Here is a 13,454-nt window from a genome sequence, read left to right as displayed (position 1 = left end):
TCTTTCAGAATGCTGGTCAGAAATACTGGATGGAAACACGGAAAAGCTGCTCCACGTCGCGCACGGCATCGGCGGTCGCGAAGAGCACGACCCGGTCGCGCGCCTTGATCCTGGTATCGCCATCCGGGCGGATGACGGTGTCACCGCGATAGATCGCGCCGATGCGGATGCCGTCCGGCAGGTCGAGGTCGCGGAACGGCCGGCCGACCAGCGGCGAGGTTTCGAGCGCCTCGGCCTCGATCACTTCCGCCGCGCCCTTCTGCACCGCGTAGACGGAGCGGATCCGGCCCTTGCGGACATGCTGCAGAACGCGGGAAACGGTCACCGCGCGCGGATTGATCTGCGCGTCGATGCCGACAGAATCGGTGATCTGGTGGAGCGAGGTGGAATTGATCAGCACCAGGTTCGACTTGCAGCCGAGGGACTTGCTCAATACCGCGCCGAGAATATTGATCTGGTCGCTGTTGGTCAGCATCACCATCAGGTCGGTATCCTGGATATCCGCCTGCATCAGGATGTTCTGGTCGAGCGCCGAACCGTGCAGCACGATCGTGTTGCGAAGCTGTTCGGAAATCGCCACGGCCCTTTCCCGGTTGCTTTCGATGATCTTCAGCCGCGTTCTCGGCTGATGCTCTTCGATCATCTGGGCAACATAGTGCCCGATATTGCCGCCACCGGCGATGATGATGCGCCGCGCTTCCTGTTCCTCGTGGCCGAAGAGGCCAAGCGTGCGGCGGATGTGATCGCGGCAGCAGATGACATAGGCGAGGTCGCCGACCTCCAGCTGGTCGGCGGAACGAGCGGCCGTCAGCCCGCCGTTGCGGAAAATGCCGACGACCGTTGCCATCAGATCCGGAAAGAGAGCAGAGAGCTGGTGCAACGGCGTCGCGATGACCGGGCAATCCTCCATGCACTCGATCGCCACCATGACAATCTGGTCTTCGGCGAAACGGACCACGTCGGTGGCGCCGGGAAAGGAGATACGCCGCAGCACCATCTTGCCGACCTCGACCTCCGGCGAGATCGTCACGTCGATCGACATGTTCTGGCGGTTGAAGAGATCGGCATATTCCGGCTTCAGATAGTTCTGGGCACGGATACGGGCGATCTTGGTCGGGACGGAGAACAGCGCGTGCGCCACCTCGCAGGCGACGATATTGACCTCGTCATAAAGCGTCACGGCGATGATCATGTCGGCATCCTCGGCGCCCGCCTTTTCCAGCGTATCCGGATGCGCTCCGTGGCCTACATAGCCCTTCACATCGAGTGTCTCGGTGATCGCCGCAACCAGGGCTGCGGAAGTGTCGATCACGGAGACGTCGTTGTCTTCCTGCGACAGCTGTTCGGCGATGCCGTAGCCCACCTGCCCTGCGCCGCAAATGATGACTTTCATCGGTCGAGGACCTTTCCAGCGGGGACTTCCATGGATCAGACGCCAAGCGACTTGAGCTTGCGGTGAAGGGCGGAACGCTCCATGCCGACAAACTCGGCCGTGCGGGAGATGTTGCCGCCGAAACGGTTGATCTGGGCGATGAGATAATCGCGTTCGAACATCTCGCGCGCTTCACGCAGCGGCAGGGTCATGATGTGGTAATCACCCTTGCCCGCCACCTTGGGCAGCATGTCGCCCAGGTCGGTCGGCAGCATATCGGCGGAGATCTGCGTGTCGGGGCCATCGGAGCGGGCGAGAATCATCAGCCGCTCGATGTTGTTGCGGAGCTGACGGATATTGCCCGGCCAGTCATGCGCCTGCAAGACGGCCATGGCATCCTCACCGATCCTGCGCGGGCGAATGCCGGCCTGTTCGGAAATCTGCCGCATGAACATGTCGACCAAGAACGGGATATCCTCGCGGCGCTCGGCCAGCGCCGGAACCTTGACCGGAACCACGGCGAGGCGGTGATAGAGATCCTCGCGGAACGAGCCGTCGGCGATGAGATTTTCGAGATTATACGCAGTCGACGAGATGATGCGGACGTCGACCTTGACGCGCTTCGAACCGCCGACGCGTTCGAACTGCTGGTCGACCAGCACGCGCAGGATCTTGTTCTGCGTCTCGCGCGGCATTTCGCCCACTTCATCGAGATAGAGAATGCCGCGATGGGCCTCTTCCAGCGCGCCGATCTTGCGCTGCTGGCCGGGACCGCCTTCGGTGCCGAAAAGCGCCACTTCCATCCGGTCCGGGGTGATCGTGGCGGCGTTCAGCGCCACGAACGGCCCGCCGGACCGTGCCGACCTCTTGTGGATCATGCGCGCCACGAGCTCCTTGCCGGAACCCGACGGGCCAAGGATCATGATGCGGCTGTTGGTCGGCGCCACCTTCTCGATCGTCTGGCGAAGCTGCGAGACGGCAACCGATGTCCCGACCAGTTCCGCCGCATCACCAGCCCGTTTCTTGAGTTCGGTCACCTCGCGCTTCAGCTTGGAATTTTCGAGCGCCCGCTCGGCGATCAGGATCAATCGGTCCGCCTTGAACGGCTTTTCGATGAAGTCGAAGGCGCCGCGCTTGATCGCGGAAACGGCCGTCTCGATATTGCCGTGGCCGGAGATCATGACCACCGGCAGCTCCGGATGGCGGCTCTTGATCTCGTCGAGCAATGCAAGCCCGTCGAGCTTCGATCCCTGCATCCAGATGTCCAGGAAAACGAGCCGCGGCACGCGATCCGAAATCGTGGCAAGCGCGCTGTCGCTATCATGCGCGGTGCGGGTCTCATGCCCCTCATCGGACAGAATGCCGGAAACGATTTCCCGAATATCTGCCTCATCATCCACGACCAGAATATCAGACGCCATAAGCCAATTCCTTGTTTTTGTCCGTCCCGGGAACCACTGCCTTCTGTACATGCGGCAGCAGAACCCTGATCATGGCGCCCTTGCCATGATCGAAATCGGCGGGTGCGTCGTGCAATTCGAGCTGCCCGCCGTGTTCCTCAATGATCTTCTTGACGATTGCGAGCCCAAGACCCGTGCCCTTTTCGCGCATGGTCATGTAGGGTTCGAGAATGCGATGCCGGGTCTCCTTTGGCAGGCCGCTGCCGTTGTCGATGACGTCGACGACATAGGCCTCGCGCGCCGCATCGAAGACGGAGCGCACCTTGATCTTGCGGCCGTCGCGCTCATCGCCGCTCGGCACCGACTCGATCGCCTCCACAGCGTTCTTGATCAGATTGCCGAAAGCCTGGCCGAGCATGCGCGTATCGAACATGCCCCGGAGCGGCTCTTCGCCGAGTTCGCGGATGAATTCCACGTGGGAGGTGCCCATCTCCCTGAGGAAGATCGCGTCCCGCAGGATATCACGCAGATCCGCCTCCTCCTTGGTGGGCTTCGGCATGCGTGCGAAAGCGGAGAATTCGTCGACCATACGGCCAATATCACCGACCTGACGCACGATCGTATCGGTGCACTGGTCGAAGACGGCACGGTCATCCTCGGCAATCTGCTTGCCATAGCGGCGCTTCAGGCGCTCGGCCGAAAGCTGGATAGGCGTCAGCGGGTTCTTGATCTCGTGCGCGATGCGCCGCGCCACATCCGCCCAGGCGGTCGAACGCTGGGCGATGACGAGATCGGTGATGTCGTCGAGCGTGACCACGTAGGATTCATGCGCGGCGTGCTGCTCCTCGCGCGTGACCTGGACGGACAGCGTCCGCTCCTTGCCACCGCGCATCAGGTTCACCTGCTTGCGGAAATCAGCACGAGCGCGCGTCCTGGCCTCCGTCAGTACCTGGTCAACCTCGGGGGCGACATCCTGCAGCTTCTCGCCGATCAGCTTTTCGGCGGGGGCACCGAGAACATCCTCCGCGGAAGGGTTGACGATGGTGATTCGCCGGTCCTCCTCGACCCCGATCACCGCTGCGGTGACGCCCGAAAGCACGGCCTCGATGAAGCGACGGCGATCGTCGACCTCATCCTTTGCCTCGAGAATCTCGTCGCGCTGGCTGCGGATTTCCGAAATCATCTTGTTGAAGGTGCGCGACAGGTTGCCGACATCGCCATCCGCCGCCCGCACCGGCACCACGACGTTAAGATTGCCGGCCGCGACGTTATCGGCCGCACTGATCAACAGCCGGATCGGCCGCACGATACGGTCGGCCACCGCGATCGCCGTCCAGATCGCCGCAAGCAGCACGATCAGGGCGAAGCCGAGATAAAGCACCGCGAATGCTATCTGCAGCGATGTGCGTCCCGCCTCCATCTGCTGGTATTCGGCGGTATTCTCCTCCATGAGCCGCATGGCCGAGATGACCTTCGGATCAACCGCCCGGATCGTGTAGAGGAAGGAGCCCGGAATGGCATCAAGCCGGATGACGGCGCCGACGAGATTGGTGATGCCCGGCGGGATCAGTGTCGGCTGGCCTGCGGCTGCGGACTTCAGCGCGTCCTCGGGGATCGCCGGCAGCGGCTTTTCCGTCTTGATATCTGCCTGGACGATCGCCTGGCCGTCCTCCTGCACCAGAAAGGCGCCGAGCATGCCGCGACCACGCGCCTGACGCGTCATCAGCTCGACGAACCCGGTGCGATCTAGATAGAACATCGCGCGATTGCGTTCGAGGTCGTTCGACATCGAGACCGTCTGGCCCTGAAGATAGCTGGCATTCTCAAGCATGTAGGCGCGGGCGACATCCTGCGAGGACTGCACGATCGACTGGGTGCGCAGCGAGAACCAGCGGTCGAGGCCGACATTCAGGGTCAAACTGGCAAAGATCGCCACGAGCACGGCCGGCGTGATCGCCACGATCGAGAAGAGAACCACGATGCGGACGTGCAGGCGGGCAGCGGCGCGTCCGCGATTGCGGGCCTTCAGCAGCCGCGCGACCTCACGGCCGATCAGGTACATCAAGCCCAGGATGAAAAGCGAATTGACGACGGCTGAGGCGATGACGACATTGGTGGTCGGCGCAATCGGCGTCAGGCCCAGGAGCACGAAGAGCGTCAGCGTCGCACAGATCAGCGCGCCGCTCGCCAGCAGGAGACCGGGAAGCGCAAACGACGCACGCCGGTCCTGTGCCGAGGCTGCCAGTTCGATCCCTGGCGGATCGCTATCGGCCTCGGGCGCTTTCACGCCATCCGTCATCGAATCCACTCCAATCCTCGCGGGTCGATCGCTTCGGCCCGGTCAGACCGGGTGAAGCACTAACAACTTCCTGGAAAACGCCCGATTCATCTTCTCAACGGCCGCCACTCCGTCGAGGATTCACCAAGTCCTGCGTGACCTTTAAGCAACGCTTTGTGGCGAAAATGCAACGATGGGCCAAGGGTGTCAAGAAGCCGGGAACAAGGTTTGTCCGTCATTCGCCTACCGGCGCCTTTTTTCCGTTCAGACGGGGAGAAGGACGTAAGCTGCGAACTCCCGGCCCTCTCCGCGCTTGCGGCGAGGGGGCCAGGACGAGAGACAAATTCCAGGTGTCAGGCGCTGCGGGAACTGCGATAAACGGACACGCCGAGTTCGCGGATCTTCTTGCGCAGCGTGTTGCGGTTAAGGCCGAGCAGGTCCGCCGCCTTGATCTGATTGCCGCGGGTGGCGGTGAGCGCCGCGAGAATCAGCGGATATTCCATCTCTGTCAGGACGCGGTCATAGAGGCCGGGCGGGGGCAGGCCGTCGCCAAAGCTCGCGAAATAGGATCGCATGTTCTCTTCCACGGCCTGCGCGATGGTGAGCGAGCCGGTGCGGGCGCCCATCTTGTCGATCGGGCTGTCCGGCACGTCCGAGCGCAATTCCGCCTCGATAATCTCGCGAGTGATGACGTCCTGCGGATAAAGCGCCATCAGGCGGCGCACCAGGTTTTCCAACTCGCGCACGTTGCCCGGCCAGGCATAGGCCTTCATGAGGTCCAGCGCCTCGTTGTCGAAGCGCTTGGCGTCCAGCCCCTCCTTCTCGGCCATCTGCATGAAGTGGCGGACGAGGTCCGGAATATCCTCGGCGCGGTCGCGCAGCGGCGGCAGGCGCAGCGGCACGACGTTCAGGCGATAATAGAGGTCCTCGCGGAACAGACCCTGGTTGATGAGGTGCTTCAGATCCTTGTTGGTCGCCGCGACGATACGGACATCGGTGCGGATCGGGGTGCGGCCACCAACCGTCGTATATTCGCCCTGCTGCAGGACACGCAGCAGGCGCGTCTGTGCGTCCATCGGCATGTCGCCGATCTCGTCGAGAAACAGCGTGCCGCCCTCGGCCTGTTCGAAGCGGCCGGTCGAGCGGTTCTGCGCACCGGTGAAAGCGCCCTTCTCATGGCCGAAAAGCTCCGACTCGATCAGGTCGCGCGGGATCGCCGCCATGTTGATCGCCACGAACGGCCCGTTGCGGCGCTTGCCGTAATCGTGCAGCGCCCGGGCGACGAGCTCCTTGCCGGTGCCGGATTCGCCGGTGATCATCAGCGTCAGGTCCGTCTGCATGAGGCGGGCGAGGACGCGGTAGATTTCCTGCATGGCGGCGGAACGGCCGACAAGCGGCATGCCGTCCTGCATGTCGTCGTCGAGACGGGCAGGCTTGCGCTTCGGTTCGGCAAGCGCGCGGCCGATGATGGCGATGAGCTCCGTCAGGTCGAAGGGTTTCGGCAGGTAGTCGTAGGCGCCTTTCTCCGAAGCCTTGATGGCCGTCATGAAGGTGTTCTGGGCGCTCATCACGAGAACCGGCAGCTCCGGCCGTGCCTTCTTGATGCGCGGCAAAAGGTCGAAGGCGTTCTCGTCCGGCATGACGACATCGGTGACGACCAAGTCCCCCTCACCGGCCGAAATCCAGCGCCAGAGGGTCGCCGCATTGGAGGTGATGCGTACTTCGTAGCCCGCCCTGGTCAAAGCCTGGTTCAGCACGGTGCGGATCGCCGCGTCATCGTCCGCGACAAGGATCGTGGCAGTCATTTTTCACTTCCTGTGGAGTTCAAAGCGCGGCCGTCGCCGGCCTCTTCCTTATGCATGGGCATCAGAACCCGGAACGTGGTGCGGCGCGCCTGGCTGTCGCATTCGACAATGCCGCCATGCGCGCCGATGATCTTGGCGACCAGCGCAAGGCCAAGGCCGGAACCGTTCGTCTTGGTGGTGATGAAGGGATCGAAAAGATGCGGCAGCAGATCCGGGGGAACGCCGGGGCCATTGTCGATCACGCAGAATTCGAGCGGCAGCGAAATCTTCTCCCGCGTTCCCGCGACGGACAACCGGATGCCGGGACGGTAGGCCGTCGTCAGCATGATCTCGCCGTCCGGCTGGTCGCCGATCGCTTCCGCCGCATTCTTGATGAGGTTCAGGAAGACCTGCACGAGCTGGTCGCGATTGGCATAGACCGGCGGCAGCGACGGATCGTATAATTCGGTGATCTTGATTTCCCGCGCGAAACCGGCCTTGGCGACTGCCTTCACATGGTCGAGGACCGAGTGGATGTTGAGCGGCACCCGATCCACCGGGCGTTCGTCGGAGAAGACCTCCATGCGGTCGACCAATGAGACGATGCGGTCGGTCTCGTCACAGATCAAGCGGGTCAGCGCGCGGTCCTCGTCCTGCACGGACGTTTCCAGGAGCTGGGCGGCGCCGCGGATGCCGGAAAGCGGATTCTTGATCTCATGCGCCAGCATGGAGGCAAGCCCCGTCACGGACCGGGCCGCTGCACGATGGGTGAGCTGGCGGTCGATCTTGTCGGCCATGGACCGCTCCTGGAAGACGATCACCACCGAGCCGGGCTCGCTCACCACCGGTGCGACATAGAGATCGACCAGCTTGTCCTGGCCGAGACGCGGCGAAGAGAGGTCGACACGATACTCGTTGACCGGCGCCTTGCGCTCGCGCACCTGATCGATCAGCGCCAGGAGCGGACTGCCAAAAGGAATGAAGGTGGAAATCCTGTTCTTCGCCAGATGGGCGGCGCTGGAGCCGAAAAAGGCTTCCGCTTCCCAATTGGCGAAGGCGATCCGGCCTGCCGCATCGACCAGGATCACCGGGTTCTGCACCGAATTCAGGACGGCCATGGCGAGCGCATTGCCGTTCGCGGCATTCTGCCCATTGTTCGACCCTGGCGACTTCGTCATGCGGCCTCCTTGCGTGCCACGAAGGCTTCGCCGGAGAGCGCGGCAATCATCCGGCGCGAGACGTCGGCCGGGTCTTTCGAGATCATGATGGCAGCCTTTTCTTCCACGGGCAGGTCCGACGCAAAACGATCGAGATACCAGCCGAGATGTTTGCGGGCATGACGCAGCCCCGCCTCGCGGCCGTAAAGCGCCAGCATCGCCTCGTAATGCTCGATGACGAGGCCGGCCACCTCGTCCTGCGGCGGCGGCGCATGGCCGGCGAGCCAGCCCACGTGCCAGGGGCGCCCCTGCGCGCCGCGACCGACCATAACGGCATCGGCGCCGGAACGCTCCAGTATCTCGGCGGCATCTTCCGGCGATTCGACGTCACCATTGGCGATCAGCGGAATGGAGACGGCATCACGTACGAGCCGGATCGCATTCCAATCCGCGCGGCCCTCATAAAATTGCATGCGGGTGCGGCCGTGGATCGTCACGAGCCGGACCCCGGCCTCTTCGGCGCGGCGGGCAATCTCAGGCGCATTGATGGAATTTTCGTCCCAACCGAGCCGCATCTTCAGCGTCACCGGCACCTTGACGGCATTGACTGTCGCCTCGACCAGCGACAGGGCGTGATCGGGATCGCGCATCAGCGCCGAGCCGGAATAACCGCCCGTCACCTTCTTTGCCGGACAGCCCATGTTGATGTCGATGATGTCGGCGCCGTTATCGGCCGCGATTTTCGCCGCTTCTGCCATCCAGTGCGCCTCGCGGCCGGCAAGCTGAACCATATGCGGCGAAATGCCCGCGCCTTTCAGCCGCGCCCAGGATTCGCCGCGGTTCATGACGAGCTCTCGGCTTGCCACCATTTCGGTCACAACAAGGCCGGCGCCGAAACGCCAGGCAAGCTGCCTGAACGGCAGGTCGGTCACGCCGGACATCGGCGCCAGGGCGACGCGATTGCGAATGGCGACAGGCCCGATCTGGAAAGGCTTGGCAAGATCCTGGAAACGCAAGTGATGATCTTTCGGGCACATGAGAGTTTTGCACTATTTTTATTCAGTTCCTGAGCGTTTGCCAAGAGCAATTCCGGAACTGCGTTATTTTTGGGCGGGCTGCTGGAAATGGAGCTTTTGAGTCTATAGTTCTCCCGCTGTCAATCCTTGAGGAAACGCAAACGGGTTACGGCCGATGGACGACAGAACCATGACAATCGGTATCGTCATCGTCGCAGCAGGCCGTGGCGAGCGGGCCGGCTCGCTTGAGGATGGTCCGAAACAGTACCGGCGAATCGGTGGGCGGCCGGTCATCACCCATACGCTGGAACGGTTTCTCACATGGCCCCGCAGCGGCCCGATCGTGGTCGTCATCCATCGGGACGACGAGGCTCTGTTTGCCGAAGCATGCGGCAAGCTTCCGGGAGCAGAGCGGGTCATCACCACATTCGGCGGCGAGACCCGACAGCGCTCCGTCTATGAAGGCCTCCGGGCATTATCCGGCACCGATGCGACACACGTGATGATCCACGACGCGGCGCGGCCTTTCGTGGACCGGGACGTCCTCGACCGCGTGGCGCAAGCGCTCGACGAGGGGCAGGAAGGCGTGCTGCCGGCAATCCCCGTCACCGACACGCTGAAGCGTGGCGGTTCCGATGGGCTGGTGCACGAAACCGTGCCGCGCGCCGGGCTCTACGCCGCCCAGACACCCCAGAGCTTCCACCTTTCCGCAATCCGTATTGCGCATGAGAAAGCGGCGGCACTTCGCCGCGAGGATTTCACCGACGATGCCTCGATCGCCGAATGGGCCGGCCTGACCGTAACGCTGGTCGAAGGCTCGGTCGACAACATCAAGCTCACCGTCAAGCGGGATATCGCCATGGCCGACGAAAAGCTTTCGCAGAGCACCCTTCCCGCCAACTTCCTTCCCGATGTGCGCACCGGCAACGGCTACGACGTGCATCAACTGGAACCGGGCGACGGTGTGACACTCTGCGGCGTCTTCATTCCCCATGACCAGAAGCTCAGCGGCCACTCGGATGCGGATGTCGCCCTGCATGCGCTGACCGACGCGCTGCTCGCCACCTGCGGCGCCGGCGATATCGGCGACCATTTCCCACCGTCGGACATGCGGTGGCGCGGCGCGCCATCAAAGATCTTCCTGGACCATGCGGCAAAAATCGTTCGCGAACGCGGCGGCACGATCATGAACGCCGACATCTCGCTGATCGCCGAAGCGCCGAAGATCGCCCCGCATCGGCAGAAGATGCGCGAGACCCTGGCAGACATCCTCGGCATTTCGGTCGACCGCTGCTCGGTGAAGGCCACAACCAACGAGAAGATAGGGTTCATCGGCCGCCGCGAGGGCATCGCGGCGATTGCTACCGCCACTGTCGTCTATCGCGGGGAAACCGCATGAGCCTCTTTCCCGGCGATATCGAAGAGCAGGCGCGCAAGATCATTGTCGACTTCACCGCTCGAGGCCTGATGGTCGCCACCGCAGAATCCTGCACTGGAGGGCTGATCGCTGGCGCCCTGACGGAGGTTTCCGGTTCATCCGCCGTCGTCGATCGCGGCTTCGTGACCTATACGAACGAGGCGAAGAGGGACATGCTCGGCGTCACGCAGGCGACACTGCTCGCCTACGGTGCGGTTTCGAAGGAAACGGCGCTGCAGATGGTGCATGGCGCGCTGTTTCGCTCGCGCGCTTCTGTCGCCGTTGCGGTGACGGGGATTGCCGGCCCCAGCGGCGGGACACCGGAAAAGCCGGTAGGCCTCGTGCATCTCGCCGCCCAAAGCCGATCGGGAACGATCCTGCACCGGGAAGTGCGTTACGGCGATATCGGCCGGACCGAAATCAGACTCGCGACTGTCAGGACGGCACTGGAAATGCTGGTCGAGGCCGCCTTCGGCATGAAAAAGGGTCAGGCGTAGACCTTGTCCGCCCGCGTTTCGAAGGCTTCGGCGAACATTCGAAAGGCGCGGTCGAACATCGAGCCCATCAGCGCGCCTAAAATCATGCTCTTGAATTCGTAGTCGATGAAGAAATGCACCACGCAGGCGTCCGGCGAACCGTCCGCGGTTGGCTCGAAACGCCAGCGGTTTTCCAGATACTTGAACGGCCCTTCGATATATTTCACGTCGATGGCGCGCTCCGGCGGATTGAGCAGGACCTGGGTGGTGAAAGTCTCGCGGATCGCCTTGTAGCCCACCGTCATATCGGCAACGAGCAAGGTCTTGCCATCACGCTCCTTGCTGGAGCGGATGGCCAGCGCCTCGCAAAGCGGCAGGAATTGCGGATATTTCTCGATATCGGCAACGAGCGCGTACATTTCATCGGCGCTATGCTTTACGGGGCGGCGGATTTCGAACTTGGGCATGGAACGCAGTTAAGCGCGAGCCCCGACAAGATCAAGCAGTTCCCGCATTTCCCGACGCGATTTCAACATCAGGACCGGCTTTTCGCCGGCATGTTCGGCCAGCCCGGCCAGAACGCGCTGCGCAAACTTTTGCTCCCAGGTCCACACGAACCGGAAAAATTCCCAATCCACCTTTTCCGGGCAGCCGGGCGCCATGTCCGGCCGCGTGCGGCCCCAATGTTTCGCCGCGCGGCTGAGGATACCCCAGACGCAGACGAGGCGCGGCATGCGCACCCAGATGACGATATCGCTGCGCGGCACGCGGATATCGAAGGTGGAAGGATTGGTGCCATCCATGACCCAGCGATCCTGAAGGATCAGTTTCTCGATGATGCGGCGCTGCTCGCCCCTTTCCCGCTGCATCCAGCCAGGCAGCCACAGCACGTCGCGATCAATCGAGATATAGACGAGCCCGAAACGGCGGGCGATCTTCTGGGAGAGCGTCGATTTTCCGCCGCCGGAACAACCGACGACCAGGATGCGATCCGCATGCCGGACCTTGTCGGCGGCCTCTGCAATCCCCACGTAGCGGATCACATTCGAGCCCGATTTCATGTCCATGATAAGCTCCCCCCGAGAATCAGGCCCGACCCCACAGAACGCGGCATTAGCCGCCGATGATGACAGGAGGATTTCAATATCGCGCAGAGAATATTATAGAAGTCCGCCGAATACGTCACGGTAGTCTGGTCAGGCAGCCGATCCGACAATCGCCGGGCATTATTCGGATTAAGAAAATTTAATCTAGGATTCATCCGGTTGTAATGTTCCGCTGTAGCGAACACGTACAATGGAATATTCAATCAGCAGAAGACCGGACGCACCCGAAAGAGAAGCATCCATGGACGATTTCTCACAGATGATAAAGCTGCTCGAATCCGCAAAGCAGCTCGCCGACATGAACCAGCTTCCAATGCTCGTCTATCTGATTGAAATGGCAAAGGCCGAAGCGCGAGGTCACCGATTCATCCTGCGCGACCGCAGGCGCGGTCACGACAAGCACGAAAAGGTCGAGGCGGCCGAATAAAGAGCAGAAAACGTGACTGCCGCTTATTCGGCGGCAGCCAGCAGCTTCTTCTCACGTGCAGCCCTGAGGCGGGCGAAATCGTCTCCCGCATGATGCGAGGACCGGGTCAGCGGGCTCGAAGACACCATCAGGAAACCCTTGGTATAGGCGACCGTCTCGTAGGACTTGAACTCCTCCGGCGTGACGAAGCGCTCCACCTTGTGGTGCTTGCGGGTCGGCTGCAGGTACTGGCCGATCGTCAGGAAATCGACGTCCGCCGTGCGCAGGTCGTCCATGAGCTGAAGCACTTCGTTGCGCTCCTCGCCCAACCCCACCATGATGCCCGACTTGGTGAACATGGTCGGGTCCAGTTCCTTCACCCGCTGCAGCAGGCGGACGGAGTGGAAGTAGCGCGCACCCGGGCGAACCGTCAGGTAATTGCCGGGCACGGTTTCCAGGTTATGGTTGAAGACGTCCGGCTTGGCGGCGACGACGCGCTCCAGCGCGCCGGGCTTCTTCAGGAAGTCAGGCGTCAGGATCTCGATGGTCGTCATCGGAGACGCGGCGCGGATCGCGAAGATCACCTTCTCGAAATGTTCGGCACCGCCATCGTCCAGGTCGTCACGGTCGACCGAGGTGATGACGACGTGGGACAGGCCCATCTGCCGGACGGCTTTGGCGACGTTTTCCGGCTCATCCATGTCGAGCGCGTTCGGCCTGCCGGTCGCGACGTTGCAGAAGGCGCAGGCGCGGGTACAGATCTCGCCCATGATCATGAAGGTGGCGTGCTTCTTGTCCCAGCACTCGCCGATGTTGGGGCAGCCCGCTTCCTCGCAGACCGTCACCAGCTTGTTTTCCTTCACGATCGAGCGGGTTTCCGCATACCCTTTCGAAACCGGCGCACGCACACGAATCCATTCGGGCTTGCGCAGCACTTCCGTATCGGGCCGATGCGCCTTTTCCGGATGGCGGACGCGCTTTTCCTCGCTGGACCCGATCGTATCGAGAATGGTGACCATAAAAACCTGCTTTCAACCGCGTG

General features: G+C 62.4%; 12 protein-coding genes. 3 read left to right on the top strand and 9 right to left on the bottom strand.

Annotated elements, in window-relative coordinates; genetic code table 11:
- Positions 1-16: 16 nt before the first annotated feature.
- The 6 genes from trkA to dusB all read right to left on the bottom strand — a co-directional run bounded on the left by trkA (position 17) and on the right by dusB (position 9,028).
- A complete protein-coding gene (gene trkA, locus JL39_RS20670; protein ID WP_037155109.1) occupies positions 17-1,393 on the bottom strand; it encodes a Trk system potassium transporter TrkA in 1,377 nt (458 codons plus the stop codon).
- Positions 1,394-1,428: 35 nt separating this feature from the next.
- Positions 1,429-2,793 carry a sigma-54 dependent transcriptional regulator gene (locus JL39_RS20665; protein ID WP_037155107.1) on the bottom strand — a complete coding sequence of 455 codons (1,365 nt, stop codon included), beginning with the start codon at positions 2,791-2,793 and terminating at the stop codon, positions 1,429-1,431.
- Complete coding sequence (locus JL39_RS20660; protein WP_081952922.1) at positions 2,783-5,071, bottom strand: PAS domain-containing sensor histidine kinase; 2,289 nt, start codon at positions 5,069-5,071, stop codon at positions 2,783-2,785. The genes JL39_RS20665 and JL39_RS20660 overlap by 11 nt, the downstream gene beginning before the upstream one ends.
- A 332-nt stretch (positions 5,072-5,403) precedes the next feature.
- Positions 5,404-6,855 carry a nitrogen regulation protein NR(I) gene (gene ntrC, locus JL39_RS20655; protein ID WP_037155105.1) on the bottom strand — a complete coding sequence of 484 codons (1,452 nt, stop codon included), beginning with the start codon at positions 6,853-6,855 and terminating at the stop codon, positions 5,404-5,406.
- Positions 6,852-8,012 carry a nitrogen regulation protein NR(II) gene (locus JL39_RS20650; RefSeq protein ID WP_037155103.1) on the bottom strand — a complete coding sequence of 387 codons (1,161 nt, stop codon included), beginning with the start codon at positions 8,010-8,012 and terminating at the stop codon, positions 6,852-6,854. The genes ntrC and JL39_RS20650 overlap by 4 nt, the downstream gene beginning before the upstream one ends.
- Positions 8,009-9,028 carry a tRNA dihydrouridine synthase DusB gene (dusB, locus tag JL39_RS20645; protein ID WP_037155100.1) on the bottom strand — a complete coding sequence of 340 codons (1,020 nt, stop codon included), beginning with the start codon at positions 9,026-9,028 and terminating at the stop codon, positions 8,009-8,011. The genes JL39_RS20650 and dusB overlap by 4 nt, the downstream gene beginning before the upstream one ends.
- 154 nt (positions 9,029-9,182) lie before the next feature.
- Between dusB and JL39_RS20640 the strand changes: the two genes are divergently transcribed.
- On the top strand, positions 9,183-10,406 hold the full coding sequence (locus JL39_RS20640; RefSeq protein ID WP_037155097.1) for a bifunctional 2-C-methyl-D-erythritol 4-phosphate cytidylyltransferase/2-C-methyl-D-erythritol 2,4-cyclodiphosphate synthase: 1,224 nt from the start codon (positions 9,183-9,185) through the stop codon (positions 10,404-10,406).
- Complete coding sequence (locus JL39_RS20635) at positions 10,403-10,921, top strand: CinA family protein (RefSeq protein WP_037155095.1); 519 nt, start codon at positions 10,403-10,405, stop codon at positions 10,919-10,921. The genes JL39_RS20640 and JL39_RS20635 overlap by 4 nt, the downstream gene beginning before the upstream one ends.
- Here the strand turns inward: JL39_RS20635 and JL39_RS20630 are convergent.
- The gene (locus JL39_RS20630; RefSeq protein ID WP_037155092.1) at positions 10,912-11,367 is read right to left on the bottom strand and encodes a type II toxin-antitoxin system RatA family toxin; all 456 of its coding nucleotides are present in this window, start codon (positions 11,365-11,367) and stop codon (positions 10,912-10,914) included. The two genes, JL39_RS20635 and JL39_RS20630, sit on opposite strands and share 10 nt — an antisense overlap.
- 9 nt (positions 11,368-11,376) lie before the next feature.
- Positions 11,377-11,961 (bottom strand): AAA family ATPase, encoded by a 585-nt coding sequence (locus JL39_RS20625; protein WP_244446936.1) that lies wholly within the window; start codon positions 11,959-11,961, stop codon positions 11,377-11,379.
- 286 nt (positions 11,962-12,247) lie between these two features.
- Here JL39_RS20625 and JL39_RS20620 point away from each other — a divergent pair, with 286 nt between their 5' ends.
- Positions 12,248-12,433, top strand: coding sequence for a hypothetical protein (locus tag JL39_RS20620; protein ID WP_037155363.1), 186 nt, complete (start codon positions 12,248-12,250; stop codon positions 12,431-12,433).
- Positions 12,434-12,456: 23 nt separating this feature from the next.
- Here the strand turns inward: JL39_RS20620 and lipA are convergent, their stop codons facing one another.
- Positions 12,457-13,431, bottom strand: coding sequence for a lipoyl synthase (gene lipA / locus JL39_RS20615; protein ID WP_037155086.1), 975 nt, complete (start codon positions 13,429-13,431; stop codon positions 12,457-12,459).
- Between the last annotated feature and the right edge of the window lie 23 nt (positions 13,432-13,454).

This window comes from Rhizobium sp. YS-1r, assembly GCF_000757525.1.
GTDB classification, from domain to species: Bacteria; Pseudomonadota; Alphaproteobacteria; order Rhizobiales; family Rhizobiaceae; genus Neorhizobium; species Neorhizobium petrolearium.
This window is presented reverse-complemented; position numbering and strand designations above follow the sequence as displayed.

What these genes read in the sequence shown, in the direction of transcription:
- JL39_RS20650 (WP_037155103.1), bottom strand. Translation starts at nt 8,012, where the DNA reads ATGACGAAGTCGCCAGGGTCGAACAATGGGCAGAATGCCGCGAACGGC.
- JL39_RS20660 (WP_081952922.1), bottom strand. Translation starts at nt 5,071, where the DNA reads ATGACGGATGGCGTGAAAGCGCCCGAGGCCGATAGCGATCCGCCAGGG.
- dusB (WP_037155100.1), bottom strand. Translation starts at nt 9,028, where the DNA reads ATGTGCCCGAAAGATCATCACTTGCGTTTCCAGGATCTTGCCAAGCCT.
- JL39_RS20640 (WP_037155097.1), top strand. Translation starts at nt 9,183, where the DNA reads ATGGACGACAGAACCATGACAATCGGTATCGTCATCGTCGCAGCAGGC.
- JL39_RS20630 (WP_037155092.1), bottom strand. Translation starts at nt 11,367, where the DNA reads ATGCCCAAGTTCGAAATCCGCCGCCCCGTAAAGCATAGCGCCGATGAA.
- trkA (WP_037155109.1), bottom strand. Translation starts at nt 1,393, where the DNA reads ATGAAAGTCATCATTTGCGGCGCAGGGCAGGTGGGCTACGGCATCGCC.
- ntrC (WP_037155105.1), bottom strand. Translation starts at nt 6,855, where the DNA reads ATGACTGCCACGATCCTTGTCGCGGACGATGACGCGGCGATCCGCACC.
- JL39_RS20620 (WP_037155363.1), top strand. Translation starts at nt 12,248, where the DNA reads ATGGACGATTTCTCACAGATGATAAAGCTGCTCGAATCCGCAAAGCAG.
- lipA (WP_037155086.1), bottom strand. Translation starts at nt 13,431, where the DNA reads ATGGTCACCATTCTCGATACGATCGGGTCCAGCGAGGAAAAGCGCGTC.
- JL39_RS20635 (WP_037155095.1), top strand. Translation starts at nt 10,403, where the DNA reads ATGAGCCTCTTTCCCGGCGATATCGAAGAGCAGGCGCGCAAGATCATT.
- JL39_RS20625 (WP_244446936.1), bottom strand. Translation starts at nt 11,961, where the DNA reads ATGAAATCGGGCTCGAATGTGATCCGCTACGTGGGGATTGCAGAGGCC.
- JL39_RS20665 (WP_037155107.1), bottom strand. Translation starts at nt 2,793, where the DNA reads ATGGCGTCTGATATTCTGGTCGTGGATGATGAGGCAGATATTCGGGAA.